Origin of the sequence: Actinoplanes sp. NPDC048967 (assembly GCF_040649415.1) — a bacterium.
Classification (GTDB): domain Bacteria; phylum Actinomycetota; class Actinomycetes; order Mycobacteriales; family Micromonosporaceae; genus Actinoplanes.
The window spans coordinates 50,604-70,921 of record NZ_JBEZFL010000011.1; the positions used below are offsets into that span (position 1 = coordinate 50,604).

16 protein-coding genes and 1 tRNA gene are annotated in these 20,318 nt (G+C 70.4%); 6 read left to right on the forward strand and 11 right to left on the reverse strand.

Annotated features, from left to right (window positions below; genetic code table 11):
* Positions 1-360: 360 nt before the first annotated feature.
* The 9 genes from AB0C12_RS36585 to ssb all read right to left on the reverse strand — a co-directional run bounded on the left by AB0C12_RS36585 (position 361) and on the right by ssb (position 10,299).
* A complete protein-coding gene (locus AB0C12_RS36585; protein ID WP_360554920.1) occupies positions 361-567 on the reverse strand; it encodes a hypothetical protein in 207 nt (68 codons plus the stop codon).
* Positions 568-653: 86 nt separating this feature from the next.
* Positions 654-1,445 (reverse strand): HAD family hydrolase, encoded by a 792-nt coding sequence (locus AB0C12_RS36590; protein WP_360554922.1) that lies wholly within the window; start codon positions 1,443-1,445, stop codon positions 654-656.
* Complete coding sequence (locus tag AB0C12_RS36595) at positions 1,442-2,908, reverse strand: FAD-dependent monooxygenase (RefSeq protein WP_360554924.1); 1,467 nt, start codon at positions 2,906-2,908, stop codon at positions 1,442-1,444. The genes AB0C12_RS36590 and AB0C12_RS36595 overlap by 4 nt, the downstream gene beginning before the upstream one ends.
* Before the next feature lies 1 nt (position 2,909).
* A complete protein-coding gene (locus AB0C12_RS36600; RefSeq protein ID WP_360554926.1) occupies positions 2,910-4,259 on the reverse strand; it encodes a dipeptidase in 1,350 nt (449 codons plus the stop codon).
* Positions 4,260-4,398: 139 nt separating this feature from the next.
* Entirely contained in the window at positions 4,399-5,469 is a 1,071-nt protein-coding gene (locus AB0C12_RS36605) for a M48 family metallopeptidase (RefSeq protein WP_360554927.1), read from the reverse strand.
* A gap of 42 nt (positions 5,470-5,511) precedes the next feature.
* Positions 5,512-6,120, reverse strand: coding sequence for a hypothetical protein (locus AB0C12_RS36610; RefSeq protein ID WP_360554929.1), 609 nt, complete (start codon positions 6,118-6,120; stop codon positions 5,512-5,514).
* Complete coding sequence (locus tag AB0C12_RS36615) at positions 6,110-7,648, reverse strand: cobyric acid synthase (protein WP_360554931.1); 1,539 nt, start codon at positions 7,646-7,648, stop codon at positions 6,110-6,112. The genes AB0C12_RS36610 and AB0C12_RS36615 overlap by 11 nt, the downstream gene beginning before the upstream one ends.
* Positions 7,645-8,643 (reverse strand): cobalamin biosynthesis protein, encoded by a 999-nt coding sequence (locus AB0C12_RS36620; RefSeq protein ID WP_360554932.1) that lies wholly within the window; start codon positions 8,641-8,643, stop codon positions 7,645-7,647. The genes AB0C12_RS36615 and AB0C12_RS36620 overlap by 4 nt, the downstream gene beginning before the upstream one ends.
* 801 nt (positions 8,644-9,444) lie before the next feature.
* Entirely contained in the window at positions 9,445-10,299 is an 855-nt protein-coding gene (gene ssb / locus AB0C12_RS36625; RefSeq protein ID WP_360554934.1) for a single-stranded DNA-binding protein, read from the reverse strand.
* Between the two features lie 182 nt (positions 10,300-10,481).
* Between ssb and AB0C12_RS36630 the strand changes: the two genes are divergently transcribed.
* Together AB0C12_RS36630 and AB0C12_RS36635 are read left to right on the forward strand one after the other, a co-directional pair.
* The gene (locus AB0C12_RS36630; RefSeq protein WP_360554935.1) at positions 10,482-11,492 is read left to right on the forward strand and encodes an alpha/beta hydrolase; all 1,011 of its coding nucleotides are present in this window, start codon (positions 10,482-10,484) and stop codon (positions 11,490-11,492) included.
* A 69-nt stretch (positions 11,493-11,561) separates the two neighbouring features.
* A tRNA-Arg gene (locus tag AB0C12_RS36635) sits at positions 11,562-11,637 on the forward strand.
* 326 nt (positions 11,638-11,963) lie between these two features.
* On the opposite strand, the gene AB0C12_RS36640 is transcribed toward AB0C12_RS36635, so the two are convergent.
* The gene (locus AB0C12_RS36640; RefSeq protein WP_360554936.1) at positions 11,964-15,455 is read right to left on the reverse strand and encodes a glycosyltransferase; all 3,492 of its coding nucleotides are present in this window, start codon (positions 15,453-15,455) and stop codon (positions 11,964-11,966) included.
* A 430-nt stretch (positions 15,456-15,885) separates the two neighbouring features.
* Between AB0C12_RS36640 and AB0C12_RS36645 the strand changes: the two genes are divergently transcribed.
* Genes AB0C12_RS36645 through AB0C12_RS36655 form a run of 3 tightly spaced genes read left to right on the forward strand, consistent with a single transcriptional unit; the run spans position 15,886 to position 18,943 of the window.
* On the forward strand, positions 15,886-16,791 hold the full coding sequence (locus AB0C12_RS36645; RefSeq protein WP_360554937.1) for a helix-turn-helix domain-containing protein: 906 nt from the start codon (positions 15,886-15,888) through the stop codon (positions 16,789-16,791).
* Complete coding sequence (locus AB0C12_RS36650; protein ID WP_360554938.1) at positions 16,779-17,417, forward strand: dihydrofolate reductase family protein; 639 nt, start codon at positions 16,779-16,781, stop codon at positions 17,415-17,417. Before AB0C12_RS36645 ends, AB0C12_RS36650 begins: the two co-directional genes overlap by 13 nt.
* A gap of 11 nt (positions 17,418-17,428) precedes the next feature.
* Entirely contained in the window at positions 17,429-18,943 is a 1,515-nt protein-coding gene (locus AB0C12_RS36655) for a hypothetical protein (protein WP_360554940.1), read from the forward strand.
* 9 nt (positions 18,944-18,952) lie between these two features.
* On the opposite strand, the gene AB0C12_RS36660 is transcribed toward AB0C12_RS36655, so the two are convergent.
* On the reverse strand, positions 18,953-19,459 hold the full coding sequence (locus AB0C12_RS36660; protein ID WP_360554941.1) for a hypothetical protein: 507 nt from the start codon (positions 19,457-19,459) through the stop codon (positions 18,953-18,955).
* Positions 19,460-19,621: 162 nt separating this feature from the next.
* On the opposite strand from AB0C12_RS36660, the gene AB0C12_RS36665 reads away from it, so the two are divergent.
* A complete protein-coding gene (locus AB0C12_RS36665) occupies positions 19,622-20,314 on the forward strand; it encodes an MOSC domain-containing protein (RefSeq protein ID WP_360554943.1) in 693 nt (230 codons plus the stop codon).
* Positions 20,315-20,318: the final 4 nt, after the last annotated feature.

Consider the following 20,318-nt stretch of genomic DNA (forward strand, 5'->3'; position numbering starts at 1 on the left):
GCCGGTCGCGATCCGCTCCCCCGTGAAGCGTTCGCAACCGGCCCGGTCCGGGGGCCCGCCCGCTGCTCCACGCTCTGCTGCCGCGTCCGGGAAACCGGCGGCCGGTGCTGCGGTTCGCGCAGCTGGGCCGGTCTTGGCCGGCGCCAGGCCCGGAAGGACTGAGCAACCGCCCGCGGCGCCGCCGAGCCGGGGAGGACTGGACGGCGGAAGGCTGGGTGGAGAGAGGGCTGAGCGGAGAGGGGGCTGGGCGGCAGAAGGACTAGGCCGCGGAAGGACCGGACAGCGGGAGGGGCCTGTCGCCCGGCGCACCGCGTGGCGACGGGGTGCGCCGGGCGACGGGCCCGGGGACATGGAGCAAAGTCAGGCGGCCACCGGCTCCGTGATGCGGTAGCCGCGGGCGCGGATGGCCTCGGCGACGCGGCTGAGCTGCGCGTCGAGCTGGCACAGGGCGTCGGACAGCTCAGCGAGCTGAGCGGTGAGGGCGGTGTCGTCCCACCCGGAGACGTCGACGTCTCCCAGAGCACTGCCGGCGGCGCGGAGCGCCACGATCGCCTCGTTCGAACTCATGTTCGAATCCTAACAGGAATGATCTCGCCCGCGCAGCAGACTCACCCGATCAAGCGAAGCCGATTGCCGCGGGTATGAATTTGCTGCTAAACGAGCCCCAGGCGGGTCAGGGCATGCGCGAAACCGTCCTCTTCGACCGTCTCGGTCACCGTTGTCGCCGCGGCCAGCACTTCCTCCGGGGCGTCCGCCATCGCCACCGATCTGCCCACCGCGGTGAACATGGGGATGTCGATCGGCATGTCACCGAAGGCCACCGCCCGGTCCGCCGGCACGTCGACCTCGCGCAGGGCCCGTACCACTCCGCTGGCCTTGGTGATGCCGGCCGGCGCGATCTCGACGATCTCCGGACCCGCGAGGCTCAGACTCAGCGGGATGCCGCGCCGGGTCAGCAGGGCGACAAGGTCGGCCGGGCCGAGCGTCGGGTGGCACAGCGTCATCGCGCATGCCGCCACTCCCGCGAACGCGTCGACGGAGACCACAGCCGACGGGCCATTGTGCTGGGAGGTGCGGATCGCGACGTAGGCCTCGTTCATCCGCCACGATTCGCCGTCATAGATGGCGACTCCCGCCTCCGGCAGCTCGGCGCGTACGAGCGACAGCAGCGCCTGCACAGCATCGGACTGCAGGGTGTCGCGCCACAGGACCGATGCGGGCTCGAACGCGTACCCGAGGGAGCCGCCGCAGCAGACCGCCAGCGTGAGGTGCGGAGTCAGCTCAGTGAGGGCGCGGACTCCGGCTGGGGAGCGGGCGGTGGCGGCGATGACCGGGATGCCCTGGGCCCGTAGCGCGTGGCAGGCCGCGATGGTCGCCTCGCTGATGGTCCCGTCGGCGCGGACGATCGTGCCGTCCAGGTCGGTGACGACTGCCGTGCTGGTCACCGGGGCATGGCCTGGGTGAACACCGCGGCGGCCTGCGAGGGTGGCGCCGCCGCGGCCACGAAGCCGTCCGGCCGTACGAGATAGAGCTGCCCCGGAAGCAACGGCGTCTGCGGCGCGGCGTCGAACAGGTGCACCGGCAGTCCCAGGTCAGGCACGTCGGATTGCTCGATGCCGCCGTACCCGTGGATCTGCCATCGCAGTGACCGCAGCACCTCGTAGTTGCTGCCGGCCCAAGCCAGCCGGCGGCCGACCACCGGGTCGCGACCCTCGTCCGGGGACATGCGGTAGCGGATCCGGAGCTGCGCGACGTAGCCGAAGAAGCGCGAGCCGCCACCCGTCCGCGGCAGCAGCCGAACGCCGACCGGCGCGAGCAGGGGCACGATCAACCGGCGCAGCGCCCGCAGCTGGACCCGTTGTGAGGTGATGTAGCCGAACATCCGGTCGGTCGTCGCCACCAGGGTCCGGGCGACCGGGCGCCGCTCGGCCTCGTAGCGGTCCAGCCACGCGTCGCCGGCGCGGCCGTGCACCACATCCGCGAGCTTGAAGGCCAGGTTGTGCGCGTCCTGCAGACCGGTGTTCATACCCTGGCCGCCGACCGGCGAGTGCACGTGCGCTGCGTCGCCGGCCAGGAAGAAGCGCCCGTCGCGGAACGTCGCCGCCACCCGATGATGCACCTTGTAGGTCGCGAACCAGCGGGACTGCGCGTAGGTCACCGCGAACGAGCGGCGGATCCGCGCCTGCGCGTCCTGCTCGGTGATCTCGCCGTCGCCGTCGTCGTCGCGGGCCAGACCGATCAGCCGCCAGTTGCCGCGGCCGCGCATCGGGAAGCCGAGCAGGAACTCGTCACCGGCGGGCCGGACGTTGATCGCGTCGGCCACCAGCCCACCGACCGCCGTCGCGTCGATCACGTAGAACAGGTGTGGGCTGGTGACGCCGTCGAAGGCGATGCCCCGCGACTTGCGGACCACCGAATTCGCCCCGTCCGCGCCGACGCAGAACCGGGCCGTGATGGTCTCGTCGCCGACCACGGCCTCGACGTGCTCGGTGGTGGCGGTCAGCGAGGAGACCTGCCGGCCCCAGCGGACGTCGCCGCCGAGGGCCCGCAGGTTCTCGTACAGGATTTCCTCGTTGCGGCTCTGCTCCAGGATCTCGATCCACGGGTACGGCGTCACGTCGCCACCGAGCGGCCCGATCGGGATCCGGCCGAAGACGCGATCACCGAAGCCCGGAGCCAACGCGACCGCCCGGTGTGCCGCCGCGAGCACCTTGTCCGCGATGCCGAGCTGGTCGTACACCTCGAGGCTGCGGGCCTGCACCACCAGCGCGCGTGACTCCCGGGTGGGGCCGTCCTTGCCGTCGACCACGACGACCCGGACGCCGAGCTTCACCAGCCAGTTCGCCAGCATCAGCCCGGTGGGGCCGGCGCCGGCGACCAGCACGTCGCAGCTCAGCTCGGCGGCCATGTCATCGACCCAGCGCGGCCACGTTGCGCAGCAGCAGGGCTTCGGCGAGGCAGACCCGGGCGAACTCGCCGAGGTGCAGGCTCTCGTTCGGCCCGTGGGCGCCGGCGTACGGGTCCTCGACGCCGGTCACGAGGATCGCCGCCTCCGGGAAGAGCTCCTGGAAGGTGGCGATGAACGGGATCGAGCCACCCACGCCCATGTCGACCGGCGCGACCCCGTCCCAGGCCTGCTGGAACGCGGCCCGGGCGGCGTCGTACGCGGGGCCGGTCGCGTCGATGACGCAAGGCTCGCCGCCGCTCTCCAAGGTGACCTCGACGTGGGCGCCCCACGGCACGAACTTCTCGACGTGGGCGCGGATCGCCGCGTACGCCGAATTCCAGTCGTCGCCGGGTGCGAGCCGCACGCTCAGCTTGGCCTTGGCCCGCGGCACCAGGGCGTTCGGCGCCTCGCCGGCCTTCGGCGCATCGATGCCGAGCACTGAGACGGACGGCTTGGTCCAGATCCGGTCGGTGAGCCGGCCCTCGCCGATCAGCTTGACGCCGTCGAGCACGCCGGCCTCGTGGCGGAAGCGGTCCTCGGGGTAGTCGACGGTCGCGGCCTCACGACGGGTCAGGCCGTCGATGAGAACCTCGCCGTTCTCGTCGTGCAAGGTGGCGATGAGCCGGGCCAGCACGGTGAGCGCGTCCGGCACCGCGCCACCGAACATGCCGCTGTGCACGGCGTTGTTGAGGGTGCTGACCTCGACGAAGCAGTTGACCAGGCCGCGCAGCGACGTGGTCAGGGCCGGTACGCCGATGTCCCAGTTGCCGGAGTCGGCGATGACGATGACGTCGGAGCGCAGCGTCTCCTTGTGGGTCTCGAGCAGCTCGTCGAGCGAGTCGGAGCCGAACTCCTCCTCGCCCTCCACGAACAGCACGACGCCGACCGGCAGCTCGTCGCCGAACGCCCGCAGCGCGGCGACGTGCGCCATCACGCCGGCCTTGTCGTCGGCGGCACCGCGACCGTAGAGCCGGCCGTCGCGCTCGACCGGCTCGAACGGGTCGCTGGTCCACAGCGCGGGGTCACCGGCCGGCTGCACGTCGTGGTGGGCGTAGAGCAGGACGGTCGGCGCGCCCTCGGGCGCGGCCTTGCGGCCGATGACGGCGGGCTGCCCCGCGCCGCGGACGATCTGCACCTCGAGACCGCAGCCGCGCAGCAGCTCGGCGACGGCCTCGGCGGACCGCTCGACGTGCGAGTGGTCGAAACCGTCGAACGCGATCCCGGGGATGCGGACCAGCCGCTCGAGGTCGGCGCGGACACCGGGCAGCTCACGCGCGATCGCGGCGCGCAGGTCGTCTTCGGTCAGGCTCATGCCATCGCCTCCGCCGGCGCTCCGGCGAGACGATCCGCCGGACGCGGAGTTGATGATTGGGTAGCAAGCTGGCTCATGAACCGATCCTAAGCCGGGCGGCTCGGGTCGTGCGGGCCTGCTTCACGGGCCTGTGGACAACTCAGCCGGCCGGCGGCGCCGGCGGCTCGTCGTCGGGGCGGCGACCCTTGCCGGCCCAGCCCCGGGCGCCCCGCGCGGCGGATCCGGCCAGGTCGGCGGCGCCGTCGCCGAGCTTGCGGAGCAGACCGACGAGCGGGTCCTGCGAGGTGTTGAAGGACTCACGGTACGAGTCGGCGGCGGCCTTGACGTCGTCGGTGACCGAGGCGTTGCCGTCGGAGTCGCGGCGCGGGTAGTCCCCGCCCAGGATCCGGCCGTAATCGCCGGAGTCGACCCACTTGCGCAGCTCGGCGGCGCGCGCGACGGGCACCGGGTGGGTGCTCCAGGCGGTCATGCCCAGCTTGTGGATGCTGTCGCGCAGGTCGCCGCCGCCCTCGTACTCGGCGGCCTGCTCGAGGAACGCGGCCGTGTCGATCTGGGAGAGGTCGCCGCCGCCGGCGAGCTTCATGAGCAGCCGCAGCGACGCGGCCGGGTCCTGACCGGCGAGCAGGCCCGCGCGGTCGGCGGAGAGCTCGGCCTTGCGCCACCACTCGTACATGGCGGCGATGATGGCGCGCAGGGCGATCGCGCCGACCGGCAGCCAGCTCAGACTCGCGGCCCACCGGGTGAGGATCATCATGATGGTCTTGTAGACGGCGTGGCCGCTGCGCACGTGCCCGATCTCGTGGCCCAGCAGCGCGCGCAGCTCCTCGTCGTCGAGCTTCTCGACCGCGGCGGTGGTGATGACGATGAACGGCTTGTCCATGCCGATCGCCTGGCCGTTGATCACCGGCGACTGGCTGACGTAGAGCTCAGGCAGCTCGGCCACGTCGAGCGTGGCGGCAGCCTCGGCGAAACGCTGGTAGACGCGCGGATACTGACGGTGGTCGACCCGGATCGAGCCGGCGAGGAACGACAGCCGGAAGCCGCGCTCGTTCCACATGCCGAAGAACGCCTTCACCACGTCGTCGAAGCCCCGCAGCTCGCGCAGCGCGGTGAGCGCGCCCCGGTCGGCGGGGTGCTCCCAGGCACGCGAGCTGATGCCGGTCAGCGTGATCCGGCGCCGCGCCGGCCGGTTCTCTTCCTCGGTCGTCATCGTCCGTCCACCGTTCCCGCCGCCAACGCGGCTGATCGTGGTTCAGTCCGGCGGCGCCGGCCAGAGCCGTTCGTACCGATCGTCGAAACCCTCCGCGGCCCCGTCGACCAGGAGATCCACGTGCGCCGCGGTGGCATCCGCGGTGAAGTGCCGGTCCTCGTTCACGCGCCAGCGCTCAAGGTACGCCCGGAAGGCAACATCGTCGGCACCGTCGCGTGCCAAAGCCCGCCGCCACCGCAGATCAGCCGGCGCGGTGACGAAGACGGAGAAGGAAAGCTCCGGACGGATCACCCGCCGGGCGGCGGTCACACCCTCCAGCAGTACGGCCTCAGCAGGCTCAACGATGACCGGATTCCCACCGAACGCCCTGCGGTGCCAGAGGTACCGCCGGTAACTGGCGGGACGGCCGTGGCGCAACGGGTCGAGCACCTGTTCCTCAAGCCGCGCCCAGAAGCTGAACTGGTCCTCCCAGCCGTCGAGCAGGTCGTCGGTGTGCACGACCGGGATGTCAGCGGCCTTGGCCAGCCGAGCCGCGAACCAGCTCTTGCCCGCCCCGCTGGGCCCGTCGACGGCTATCAGCCGTACCGGTCCCAGCCGGGGCGGTTGTTGAAAGATCCGCTCCGCGAGCGCGGCGAACGTCTCAGCCGCCATCGGGCGCACCCGGCGGGATGAAGGGAAGGCCACGCGGAGGCCCGGACTCGATGAGCCGCCACAGGGCATCGGTGTCGAGATGCTCCTCGACGAGATCGCCGAGGACGTCGAGCGCGCGTTCGCGGACCTCCGCGAAGCGGGTGTCCGGCGCGACCACGAAGCCGCGCCGGCCCGCCTGCCGTGCCGCCCCGGTCAGGAACCGGCGGCGGAACTCGTCCGACTCGAAGGCACCGTGCCAGTGCGTCCCGCAGACCGCACCGACCACTGCACCTTCGGGCGTGCCGTCCTCGTACGTCAGCAGTGGCGCCGGATCGCCGGCGGACACGTACCCGTGGTGGATCTCGTAGCCGCTCACCGGGACCTGCCCCCAGGCCGCACCGCGCGACCGGGCCAGGGTCTTGCGCTCACCGAAGGTGATGTCCACGGGCAGCAGGCCGAGGCCCGGCACGGTGCCCCGGCGGCTCTCGACGTCGTCGTGGATCGTGCCGGCGAGCATCTGGAAGCCGCCGCAGATCCCGACCAGCGGCTTGCCGGCCGCGGCATGCGCGTGAATCGCGTCGGCCAGGCCGGTCTCGCGCAGCCACGCCAGGTCGCTGACCGTGGCCTTGGAACCGGGCAGCACAACCAGGTCGGCGTCGGCGATCTCGGCCGGCTCGATGGTGAGGCGCACCTGCACGCCGGGCTCGGTGGCGAGGGCCTCGGCGTCGGTGGCGTTGGAGATCCGCGGCAGCCGGACCACGGCAACCCGCAACCACTCGGTGCCGCGCGGCGCGGCGGGCCGGCCGAGCATCCGCCCGTACGCCAGGGAGTCCTCGGCGTCGAGCCACACGTCAAGGTTGAACGGCAGCACGCCGTGCACCGGCCGCCCGGTGACAGCCGTGATCATGTCGAGCCCGGGCCGCAGCAAACCGAGATCGCCACGGAACTTGTTGATGACGAAGCCGCTGACCAGCGCCTGATCCTCGGGACTGAGCAGCGCGACCGTGCCGAACAACGCCGCGAAGACCCCACCGCGGTCGATGTCGCCCACCACGATCGCCGGCAGCCCGGCGTGCCGCGCCAGACCCATGTTGACGAAGTCCCCGTCCCGCAGGTTGATCTCCGCCGGACTGCCGGCACCCTCACAGATCACCGCGTCGTACTCGGCGCGCAACTCGGCCAGGGTCGCGTGTGCGGTCTCCGCGAGCCGGGGACGCAGCGACCGGTAGTTGCCCGCGGTCACGGTGTCGACGGCCTGGCCGAGCAGCACGACCTGGCTGGAGAAGTCGCTCCCGGGCTTGAGCAGCACCGGATTGAAGCGGATGTCCGGGGCGATACCGCACGCCGCGGCCTGCATGGCCTGGGCCCGGCCGATCTCGCCGCCGCGCCCGTCGGCACCGACCACGACAACCGAGTTGTTGGACATGTTCTGCGCCTTGAAAGGCGCGACCTTGACGCCCCGGCGATGCAGCCACCGGCAGATGCCGGCGGTGAGCACACTCTTGCCGGCGTCGGACGTGGTGCCGGCGACCAGCAGCCCCCCGCTCATCGCATACCCGCCCGGCGAACCACAGCGGCCCGGAGCAGCGCAACGCCGGCGGCGAGCACGACGGCGCCCGAGCCGACCGCCCCCGAAAGCCGTGCGGCGCGACGCAGATGGCGAGCGGACGGGCGCGGTCCGTCACCCAGCAGCGGCCTGGTCTCGGTACGCCCGAAGTAGACGTTCCGCCCGCCCAACCGCACCCCCAGAGCCCCGGCCATGGCCGACTCACACTGGCCGGCATTAGGACTGGGGTGATCGTTGCGGTCCCGGCGCCACACCCGCAGCGCCTCGGCCGGACGCCCCTTGACCAGCGGCGCCGCGGCGACCGTCAACAGCCCGGTGAGCCGCGAGGGCAGCAGGTTGAGGGCGTCGTCGAGCCGCGCGGACGGCGTACCGAAGCGGGCGTACCGCGGCGACCGGTGCCCGACCATGGCGTCGAGGGTGTTGGCGGCCCGGTAGCCGAGCAGGCCGGGCAGCCCGAACAACCCGCCCCAGAACAGCGGCGCGACGACGGCGTCGGAGGTGTTCTCGGCGACCGACTCGACGGTGGCGCGGGCCAGCTCGGGCTCGTCGAGGGTCGACGGGTCGCGGCCGCAAAGGTGGTTGAGGCGGCCGCGAGCTGCTGGCAGGTCGGCGTTCTCCAGGTGGGAGGCCATGACGGCTGACTCGCGGCGCAGTGTGCGACCGCCGAGCACGGTCCAGGTCGCGGCGGCGACCAGCGCGGCCCGGGCGAGGGGCTGGCGCCGGGTGAGGAGGGAGGCGGCGAGACCTGCGGCCACGGGTACGCCGACCGCCGCCGTGGTGAACGCGGCGCCGGCCCAGCGGTTGGGTGCGTAGAGACGACGCTCCAACAGGCCGGCCGCTTGTCCGAATCCTGCTACGGGGTGGAAGCGCCTCGGGTCGCCTACCACGGCGTCCAGTGCGAAACCGGCCAGCAGGCCGAGCGCATCGGCCGTGGTGGCGCCCGGTCGCGCGGTCAGTGTCCGGCCTGCTCTTTCCACTCCGACCACCCTAGTGAGCGTTCTTTGCTGGTCCCGGCGCGCCCACCCGTCGGGCGGCCGCCAGGCTGATTGGATGCCGCCCGCCCTGCTCGGGCGCAGGTCCGCTTTGCCGAGCGGTTGCGCCTTTCTCTCAGGGAGGGAGCGCCCCGGAGCAGGACGGGCGGCGGGGGTAGCGGGTGGGTGTCGACCACCGAACACCCACCCGCCCCGCCGGTCGTTCGCGACGCCTCACCCCAGGGCGCCGGAGTCGACCGGCTTCGGACGGCGGACAGGGGAATGGTCCGCCGCCGCGTTCAGGGCCCGGCCGTCGTCCGCCTGCGAGGACGGCGACCGGACCGCCGGCAGTCGCTGGGACCGCGCGGCAGGGGGTTCGGCGGATGGGTGTCGACCACCGGACACCCATCCGCCGGGCCGATGGGACCCGCTTGCACCCCCGGCGGGACCCCATCGGCCGGCCGGCCCTCGACCACCCGCACCGAAGCCCGGTGCGCACCGCCCGAACTGCCCTTGCGGTGGCGGCCGCGGAGGTCGGCGCCGGAACACAAGGCTGTCGGCCGGGTGGGCGGAAGGGAGGGGCCGGTCCGGTGCCGCCGTTGCGAAACCAACGGGGGAAGTCGCTCGCAACGACGGCAGTTCAGAAGGCGATCACGCCCGGCGATCACGCCCGGCGATCACGCCCAGCGATCACGCCAGGTGGAGCGCCCGGCGGTCACGCCCGGCGATCACGCCCAGCGATCACGCCAGGTGGAGCGCCCCGGCGGTCACGCCGAAGCGGTCACGCCGAGGGGAAGCGCTCGGCGATCATGCGGGGACAGGCTGGCGCCTGGCGGTCCGGCCCCGGCCCGTGCGACGGGCCGAGCTCTCGCCTTCGGCGTCCGGCTGGTCAGCACCCGCACCAGCCGATCCACGGTCCGCGGAACGGCTCGACCGGGGCCCGGAGCTGGACCGGGAGCCCGGCCCCGGACCCGGAACAGGTGCCGGCTCGGGATCCGGGGCGCTCTCCGTACCCGGCTCGGGAGCGGGCTCCGAGTCGTCGGGATCCGGCGCCGGGATGGCGGCCGGCACGACCATCTCCGTGTCGAACGGCTCGATGCTGCCGCCGCGCAGGGTCGCGAGCGGGTCGAAGCCGCCCGGCGTGGTGGCCGGGACGTCCTCGAACGTCGGCTCGTCGCCGTCCAGCACGCCGTCGCCGTACACGGTGGGTGCCTCGTCCTCGCCGACCGGGACCGCCGTCTCGCCGCGGACCTGGCTGTCGCTCTCCGCCGTCTCGGTCGCGCTCGTCGCCGACGTGGGCTTGTTGCGGAAGAACCGGCCCCGGCCCCGGGACAGGTCGTGACCGACCGACACGGCCTCCATCTCGTACGTCGTGCGCAGGTTGCCTTCCGAGTCGGTCCAGTCGCGGGTGTAGAGGCGTCCCGCCACCACGACCGGGTCGCCGACCGTGACGGAGGCCGCCACTCCCTCGGCGAGCCGGCGCCAGCAGTTGACGCGTACCCGGAACTGGTTGCCGTCGACCCAGCGGCCGGTCTCCCGGTCCATCCGGCGGGCGGTCGACGCCACCCGGAAGTTGGCGACCAGGGTGTTCGTGCTGGCGGTGCGGCGCCATTCCGGCGCGGTCAGGACGTTCCCGACCACCACGATGTTGGTGTCGAACACTGCGTCTCCTTATCGAGGGGGAAGTGCGGCGGGCGATCTGGGAAGCAGCGTGCGCCGAACGCCCCGGTGTCCGCTTCAGGAGCCGCGCGAGCCTGTGGACGACGGGGGAATGTGGAAAACCGCGGAAAATCCCGGTGATCTGGTATGGCGCGAAGGTCCCTACGCGTGGGTAACCTGGCGGCGTGGAGACCGACGTCCTGGGCGTGCCGTACGAGCGACTCACCATCGACCTGGGCAGCGACGACGAGGGCGCCGTCGTCGCGACCCTGGTCCGCCGGCGCGGGGAGACCCCGTCACGGCGCGCGGTGCTGTACGTGCACGGCTTCGTCGACTACTTCTTCCAGACCCATCTCGCGGACTTCTTCGTCGAACGCGGCTGGGACTTCTACGCGCTGGACCTGCGCAAGTACGGCCGCAGCCTGCTGCCGCACCAGACGCCGAACTTCGCGCGCAGCCTCACCGAGTACTACCCGGAGCTGGACGAGGCGGCCCGGATCATCCGCGAGGACGACGGCCACGACCAGCTGCTCGTCGCCGGCCACTCGACCGGCGGCCTGATCACGTCGCTGTGGTCGCACTCCCGCCACGACCAGGGCATCGTCGACGGCCTGTTCCTCAACAGCCCGTTCTTCGACTTCAACGTGCCGTGGCTGCTGCGCAGGCCACTGATGAACGTCGTCGGCCGCACAAGCAGCCGGAATCCGTACCGCGTGCTGCCCATGAGCACGCTCGGCCTGTACGGACAGAGCCTGCACAGCGATCACCGTGGCGAGTGGACGTACGACCTCGCCTGGAAACCGGTGAACGGCTTCCCCGTCCGTACCGGATGGCTCGAAGCGATCCGCCGCGGCCAGGCCCGCCTGCGCGCCGGGCTGGCCATCGACGCCCCGATCCTGGTCGCGTGCTCGACGCGGACCTTCCGCGGCAGGAGCTGGAGCGAAGACGTACGGCTGAGCGACTCGGTCCTGGACGTGGAGCACATCGTGCGCTGGGCGCCGCGGCTCGGGCCGCGGGTGACGATCGCGCGGTTCGACGGCGGCATGCACGACCTGACGCTGTCCGGCAAGGACGTACGCACAGAGCTCTTCCAGGAACTGGGCAGATGGGTCGACGCGTTCGTCCCGCCGAAGGGAACGCCGGAGATCTCCGTACCCCCGGCCCCGGAGGACAAAGCGGAGGCCACGACGGCTTGACATCCGGCTCGACCGGGCGGCGGCGAAACTCTAGTATGTGCTGGCCAGCACACTCCGTGGGCCGGCCAGGCGCTCGTAGCTCAGCGGATAGAGCAACGGACTTCTAATCCGTCGGTCGCAGGTTCGAATCCTGCCGGGCGCGCCATTTAAGCTTGCAGGTCACGCAGGATCTCCGACGCTCTGGTAGAGCAAACTTTCCCTGTGGGTGCGAACCGCAGTCCGCCTTCAGTCCGCACCAGGAAGTCGCATCCGCCTCACTGTTCCCCCTTGGCCGGATCCGTCAAGACCTGCTGCAGCCGGTCCAGGTCCTGCACGAAGCCTGATCTCTTCAACACCCGGTCGCCCCGTCTCGGCGGGGTCCAGGCCTGGCTCCGCCATCAGCCTGCGTCGCAAAACCCGACGCAGGACCTCGGCCTCGCCGGAGCCTTTGGGCAATGGCCGAAATCGCGGCCGCACCCTTGTTGTTGATCATTACTTAGGTGATGGGCTCGGTTCGCTGATTGGATCGTCACCCGCTCCGCACACCTGCTTCAGAAGTTCAACCGCGGCGCCGGACCAGGTGAGTCTCGCGGCAAGCCGGCCGCGAAGGGCCGCTACCCGGCGGAACTCTGCGTCTCGGTCTCTGAGCGCACTGTCTATCACGTTGCTCCACGCCGTTACGTCACGATCGTCGTCGCCGGTCACCGCTACCACGATCCGTCCGGCCTCTTCCGGCTCCAGACCCTCGAGCAGCTCTCCGATGCCGCTCTCGCTACTCATCAGCACCGGCGTGCCCGCCGCGATGGCCTCGGCGGCAACCAGTCCGAAGCCCTCAGCACGCGAGGACATCAGTACTAGGCTGGCGCCGCGCAGGTCAGCAGTCAGGCGGTCGGCCTTGGTCGTGTACGGCTGCGCCCGGACCGGAAGTGACGGATCCCTGGCCCACTCGCGCATCTGGTTCTCCAGGACCGTCGATTTCTCCGGTGGCGCACCACGGACGAGGAGCTCGACGGGCGGGCTTCCGGGGCGGCGCCGAAGACGTGCCTCGTTGAATGCACGCGCGGCCAGGTCAAGCCCCTTGAGGCGGTAGTCCTCCATCCGACCGGTGACGAGCACGGTTATTCGGCGTTGCGGTGGCTGCCGCAGTGTGGCGTCGTCCGAGTCGAAACCGGGGTCGAACCGAATCAGTTTCGCTACGTCGAGTCCGCGCCGTTCGAGATCCCAGTGGAACCAGTTGTAAATCCGTGGTCCCACCGCAACCGCATAGTTGGCTTCGGCGCTCAGGGCTAAGTCAATTTCCTGGCGTTCCTCAGCCAGCGCTGCCGCGTCGACGCCCTCTTTGGGCTTATATCGCTCGATGTCCTCCGGGACGACATGTAGGACGTGCAGGCGCTTAGCGTTCGGGTAGTCCGCAGTGAGACGGCGTGCGGCCGGGCCGGTCCATCGGCCATGGCCGATGATGATGTCCGGGGAGACGCCGTCTGGCAACTGCGGACGATAGGACAGCCGGTCCGTGTCCGAGGCGCCGGGCGACCGTGGCGCCTCGATGAGCGCGACGTTGGCGTCGGCGGCCTGCCGTCGTTCCTCGTCGGTGGCTTCGAGCACGACACAGGTAACCTGGGCGGTAGCGGCCAGGGATATGCATAGTTGCCGATTGAAGCTGTTAACCCCGCCACTCGTTGGGGACCATGCGGTAATCAGTGCCAGGACGTTTGGTCGGTCTGCCGCTGAGGCGGGGGAGACGGCTTGATGCTGAGGCAGCGTCGGCCCACCGTGCTGAGAACGGAGCGTGGCCACAGACAAACCGCTGAGCGCCGGGGGCAGCACCGGAAACATGAGTGACGGCGTGCCGATGCCCAGCTGACCGACAGTCATGTCCCACTCGTACAGTAACCGCATGCGGAGCCCGTCGGCCGTCGAGTGCGGCTCTTCGTCCCCCAAGTAGACACGCAGCAGTTCGGCGGAACGCGCCGTTCGGCCGAGTTCCAGTGCTACGAAGGCTGCGCACCATGCGGTGGCGGACAATTTTTGGAGTCGGTAGGTTGCTCCGCTGAGTGTCTCCTGGGCCGCCGCAGCGTTGCCTAAGGCCAAGTAGCAGAGCGCCTCGTGGAGCGCGAGGTCGACGTACGGGGTGCCCTGCCGCCGCGCATCGACCAACAGCGGCAGCGCGTCGGCCCACCGATTCCGGCGCTCGAGCAGCAAAGCCCGCGCCAATGCATGCTGGGGCTTCAGCTGCGGCGACGACGACAGCCAGTCACAGACTTCCTCGAGCAGGTCCTCGGTGGGCTGAGCTGCCGCAAAAAACGCGGCAAGCGAGGCAAGCCGGTGCTCATTTCCTCGGGAGCGACCAATCCCTTCCCGCAAAGCGGTGACGGCCTCCACAGTACGACCCATCAGGTCGAGGAAGGCGCCCAGCAGCAGGTAAACGGCATAAAGAGCTGCCGTGGGTGCCACCCGCGCCACGCCCTCACGCGCGGCTGCGACGCCAGCCTCTAGTCCGTCAACAGCCCGAACCAGCTGGATCCACACCCTCCACGGATCCGCGTGGGTTTGGTCTTCGGTCGCCTGGCGGGCGTACTGCTTCGCCTGCTCAAAATCGCCGGGACCGCCCCGCTCCCACAACAGCCTGGCAAGGTGATAATTGGTTCCGGCCGTGCCCCACAAGCCGTTGTACAACTCGAGCAACGCGATCCGTGCGTCGCGTTCCCCGCTGGTCCTGGCCGGTTTCGCGGACCACCCATATTGTTGATTGAGAAACCGCTGAACCGGCTCGATCACCGCCCGCAGTTCAGCCTCAGCGCCTGCGGCCGCGAGGTGGTACGAGGAACCATCCAGTCCGACTTGGAGAGTGTGCCCGTGCACAGCAGCCCGACCGGCAGCTCCGAGCTTGCGCGCGTACCACTCACCGGCTCGGCGGTTGGCTGCCCGCCAGGCCGCGCCGTCCCGTCGCATTTGAACCGTGCCAACCTCCCGCAAGAGCGGATGGACCTTGTACCGGCCTCCTGGACCGACCGACCCGGGATCCGTAGAGGCTCGGACCTGCAGGAGGAAGCGCTGACGCCCCTCCCGAACCAGGTTCCGCACATCGGCTTCCTGATCGGCCATCGCCTCGATCAAACTCCAGTCGGCCCATTCCCGCAGGACGGACATGTCCCGAAGGAAAGCGCGCGTCGCCTCCGGCAGACCCTCCGCCGCCTTCGCAAGAAGCTTGAGTTCGATACCGTCCACGAGTTGCGGATCGACCGGTTCAGTGAGGTCCGTCTGCACCGGCGGTAGCAACTCGCCGAGGACGTGGGAGCTTCGTAACAGGAGGCCGAGCAGCCGCAGCACCCGCGGGTTGCGTCCAACGCGGTGTACCACCTCCAGTCGCCGATGGTCGGGAAATTGGGCGGCCTCCTCCTCCGGGTTCAGCTGCTGTAGGACGATCTGCACAGCATCGGCATCAGCATTGGGTGGCGGTAGCTCGGCCACGTGGAACGATTCCGTCCACGACCAATCGACGTGTCGGTTGGACACGAGGAGCAGGCAACCGGTGTCGGCCGGACGCCGGGCAAGATCTTCCAACATGCGAGCCAGCGACGCCAGGGGACCACCGTTGGGCTCCAACGCGCGCTGGAACTCGTCGAGGATAACGAGCGCTCCGGCCCGCAATAGTGTTCGGAGCACACTGGCGAGTGAGTCGGCGTGGGCGACCAACGGGGCGTGGCCGCCGTTGCCCAGCTCCTGCACTATCGCGTTCAGAAGCAACGAATCGAAACTGACGGTGTCGGCTGGAACATCCACCCATACGGTGGGGATCTTCTGGCCATCGGCCCAATCCCGTAATGGGTGGACGATCCCTTCAGATTTGCCGACTCCGGAGATGCCGAACAGCAGAACAGACCCGTAGCCCTCGGCCCGCCACTTGTTCCAGAGCTCGACCGCCACCGAGCGCCGCTGCGCCCCGTCGAGCCGGAAGGCCGGGACTGATTCGTCGGCTACCACATGTTCTTACTACCCTATTGCCGACCGTTCCTGGTACAGCCCGAAGCCTACAGCCGCTTGCCAACGTCGCTGGACAGAGTCACTGCCCGATCCGGCTCGACAGTCTTGACAGCACCGCCCGACACCACGCTCCGTCATGGTCAACTCCACCAGCACTCCGCGGAATGTCACCCGGGTCCTGACCGAGGTGCGCATCGGGGCCTTCATGCTGCGGCGCTACCTCAGGTCAGTCGAGCGCCCCCGCGCACAGACCTCTTGGGGCCACCAATAGCGCAAGCCGCAGAGCTGGGCTGCCCCATTGATCTCTTCTGATTCAAGGCGCCGCGCAAGCGCGACACGGCCGGCCGGGATCGGACGACGCCTGGGAGTAGTTAACCTGCACGAGCCGCTGGACGCGGCGTCCGGCCGGCGTGCCATCCACACTGGGACCATGAAGTACTCCGGCCGGGTCCCCGCCCCACCGCTCGACAGCTTCATCGACGACATCTACTGCCTGGCCGGCACCCCACGTCACCCCGGCATGAACGTCCCGCCCATGCCCTCAGCCCACCTCTTCCTCAACCTCGGCGACCCCATCCGCCTTTCGGACTCCGACCCGTCCGTGCCACCGGCACTGCTGACCGACGGCTGGTTCATGGGTGTCTGGACCAGGCGCTTCGTCATCCACTACCCCGCCCGAGTACGCCTCGTCGGCGTCCATTTCAAACCCTGGGGCATCTCCCCGTTCGTCGACCTACCAGCATCCGAACTACGCAACCATTGGATCCCCGTCGACGCCCGCTGGCAGCGATCCCTGGACCGCCTCCGTAACGAGTCGTCGGCCTCCGCGGCACTGCACGTGCTGGAGAAGGAGCTGCGCGAGCGCCTCGCCGAAGCGCCGTCGCGTGGCCTCGCCCTGGTCCAGCACACCGGCGGCCGCCTGGAGCTCTCCCACGGCGTGGTGCCGGTCAGCGCCCTTGCGGATGCCGCCGGGGTAAGCGGCACCCATCTCGCCACGCAGTTCCGCTCCCATGTCGGAGTCACCCCGAAGCGGATGGCCCGGATCTACCGCTTCGCTCGGCTGATCGTGTCCGTGGACGCCCGAAACCCGGTCAACTGGACGAACTTCGCCCACACCGCCGGCTACTTCGACCAGGCCCACTTCAGCAAGGAATTCAAGGACTTCACCGGCCACACCCCCACCGAATACCTGGCCTTGCGGCGCCGGTTCCCCGCCGAGCCGGGCTTCCCGCCGGACAGCGGTCCGATGCCCGACATTGGGTTTTTACAAGCCCAGCCGCCCCAAGAGCGACACCATCAGGAGGCAAACAGCGAGGAGGATCCATGGGCACAGTGACCATGCACAACGTGGTGTCGGTCGACGGCTTCATCGCCGACCTGAACGACGATGTCGGACCGCTGCACGACTGGTACTTCAACGGGGACACGGCGATCACCCCGACCGACGACCAGGAGTTCGATCACTCCGGCACCGGCAACGGCTTCCGGGTCTCGCGGGCCTCAGCCGAATATGTCCGGTCAACCTGGGCCGGCATCGGCACGATCATCATGGGCCGCCACCTGTTCGACCTGGTGAACGGCTGGGAGGGCCGCCCACCCGCCGGCGATCACGTCGTCGTGGTGTCGCACCGCCCCAAGCCTGACGGCTGGCACCCCGAAGCGTCCTACCACTTCGTCGACGACGTGACGGCCGCCGTCGGCAAGGCCAAGGAACTCGCCGGGGACCGGAACGTCGCGGTGAGCGCCGGAGACGCCGCCGGGCACATCCTCGCGGCCGGGCTCGTCGACGAGGTGGCCATGGATGTGGTGCCGGTGGTGTTCGGTTCCGGCAAACGCTTCTTCGGCGGCATCAACGCCCAGCACCTGCTGGAGGACCCCCACGTGGTCATCCGGGGCGAGCGGGTCCTGCACCTGAGGTTCAAGGTCAGAGCGGGGTCGCGGGCCGAACCCGATCTCGCCTAAGGTCCCTCGCCATGAAGTCGAAGTTCCCGATCATGGTCCTCGCCGGTGTGACGGCCGCCCTGCTCAGTCCCGCGCCCGCGCAAGCGCAGGCTCCCGCGGACCTGCGGGTCGAGGTCTCCGACACCGTTGTGGCGCCCGGCGGCGCGACCAGGATCTGGCTTCGGACCCACTCCGCACCGGCGCAGAGCGTGCAGGCGTACAACGTCAGCTACCGCATCTCGCAGAGCCTGGTCGATGCCGGCGTCACCGTGGACATCGACTATGACACCCCGAACTGCACCGGCGGGGTCGCCACCTTGAGCTGCAGCTTCGAGGATGAGTTCTTCGACTTCACCCCGGCCGGCGAGCGCAGCCACTGGGCCGTGCTCAAGGCCACCACGACGGTGCCGGTCGGGACCGAGGGCACGATCACCGCCACCTTCCGGGGTTACCACGACGAGGTGGTCACGGGCGTCGCCGACGTCACCGTGGCCGAGGGCGTCAGCCTGGTCGCCGTGCCGAGTCCGACGCTGTCGGCGCAGCCGGGTGGGGCGTTCGAGGTGCCGGTGAGCGTGCGTAATGCCGGCGCGAACGTCGCCGACGGCATCGGGATGAGCGTCGACCGCTCCGCGTGGGCCATGCAGGCCGGGACGCGCTACCGCAACTGCCGGTACGACGCCGACCGGCTGGTGTCGTGCCGCTTCGACCAGCAGCTGCAGCCGGGGACCGCCTATCGGCTCGCCCTGCCGTACCGGCTGCGCAGCAACACGGTCGCGCCGGGAAAGCTGGCCGCTGACTTCACCTGGCGTACGGCCGCGCAGCATGACGGCTACCTGGCTGAGGAGAAGGCGTTGGGCCAGCCGGCCGGCACCGCCGGTAACGGGCCGGTGCTGCGGCTCGAGCCGGTCGTCTCCGCGGCGGCGAAGCGGCAGGCCGATGTGGATTACCGGGACAGCACCTCACGGGTACGGATCGCGGTGACCGGTCGCAACGGCGTCGACCTGGTGGCGCTGGGCGCCGAGGTCGACGGGGACGCCGGTGACGTGGTCACGGCGACGGTCGGGGTACGCAACGACGGACCGGCCGTCCTCGACCTGGACCAGTCGACCACCGTGGCGCGGATGCTCGTGTCGGTGCCCGAGGGCACCGAGGTCGTCACCGTGCCGGCCCGCTGCCGCCAGGTCGTCGACGGCGTTCCCGCCTGGAACGCGCCGGCCAAGCCCGGTGCCGCCGAGTACGGATGCCGCACGAGCAACCACCTGGAGGTCGGCGCGAGCGAGAAGTTCCGCTTCGGTCTGCGCATCAACCAGGTGATCGCGGGCGCGAGCGGACCGGTGCAGGTCACCGCCGCCTGCGGGACGTGCGAGCTGGACAAGGCGAACGACAAGGCACTCATCGTCGTCAACGGTGCCGACGGGGGCGGCGGAGGAGGTCTGCCGGTGACCGGCACGCCGGTCGCCGCGATCGTGGGCGCGGCTCTGCTGCTGCTCGCGGCGGGCACCGGCGGCGTACTGCTCACCCGCCGCCGAACCCGGTTCCAGGCCTGAGCGAGCCCGCTACTCGCCCAGCTTCAGATCGACGATGACGCCCTGATCAGCGCAGGCCGACTGGAGCCCGGTCACGTGTTCGGTGAGCGGGCCCATGAAGGCCAGCGCCCCCAGGCCCGGTTCGTCGCCCAGCTTCGACAGCTGCCAGACCAGGTCGATCAGCTTCGTACCGTGATCGCGGATGTCCTCGTAGCGCGAGTCCTCGAAGACTCCGCGCAGTTCGCGGTACTCGGCCTCGGTCATCGTCTTGTCGCCGTCGTCCCCGTCGACCGCCTTGTCGCCGTCCCGCAGGGCCTCGCAGGCCGCCACCCCGGAATCCGTCCGGATGACCCGGTCGTAGAGGAACCAGCCGCCCGTGCCGGCCACGACCAGCAGAGCGACGGCCAGCGCCAGCCACGGCAGCAGGCTGCGCCGAGGCGGCTGCGGCGGCGGCCCGTACCCGGTGAAAGCGGCCGGCGGGCCCGCCGGCACAACGGGGACCTGCGGGTCGTACGGCGGCTGAGGCGGGTACGCCATGAGAACTCCTGAGCGACGGGCTGGTGAGCGGAAAGCAACCGCCCGAACACTGTGGATGCCCGCGCTCGCTGGGAACAGCGTCCGCGCCCGGATCTCGGATGATCGGCCACCAGGTCGATCCGACCGGCTGCAATCTCACCTCGAACACGAAAGAGTCAGCCGATGAAGGTCGTCGAGCTCCGCCGGTACCCGATCAAGTCCCTCCTGGGTGAACGGCCCGCGGCCGTCGACGTCGAACAGCGTGGGCTGGCCGGTGACCGGCTCTGGGCGGTCCGCGACACCGAGGGCAAGCTGGGCAGCGGCAAGAACACCCGGCGTTTCCGGCGGATGCCCGGCCTGTTCCGGTTGCGCGGGCACTTCGCTGATCCCGTACCGGTGGTGGAGTTGCCCGACGGGCGCCGGTTCGCCGCTGACGACCCGGCCGGGCACCGGGCGGTCAGCGAGGTCCTGGGCCGGCCGGTCACGATCACCCGTGAGGCGGAGGTCGTCCACCACGACGAGGGGCCGGTCAGCGTGATCAGCACCGCTGCCCTGCGCCGGCTGCGGCAGCTGACCGGGGAAGTGGTCGACCCGCTGCGGTTCCGGGCGAACCTGCTGGTCGACGTGCCCGGCACCGGCTTCCCGGAGGAGGAGTGGCTGGGGCGGGCAGTGCGGGTCGGCGACCAGGTCGTGCTGCGACCGCGGCGGCGCCTGACCCGCTGCGTGATGATCGACCTGGCGCAGGCGGACGTGCCGGAGCACGGCCGGCTGCTGCGGACCGTCGCGGAGCACCACGACCTGACCTTCGGCGTCTGGGCGACCGTCGAGCGCACCGGCCGGGTCGAGCTGGGTGACACGGTCACCGACCCTATGTAGAGTG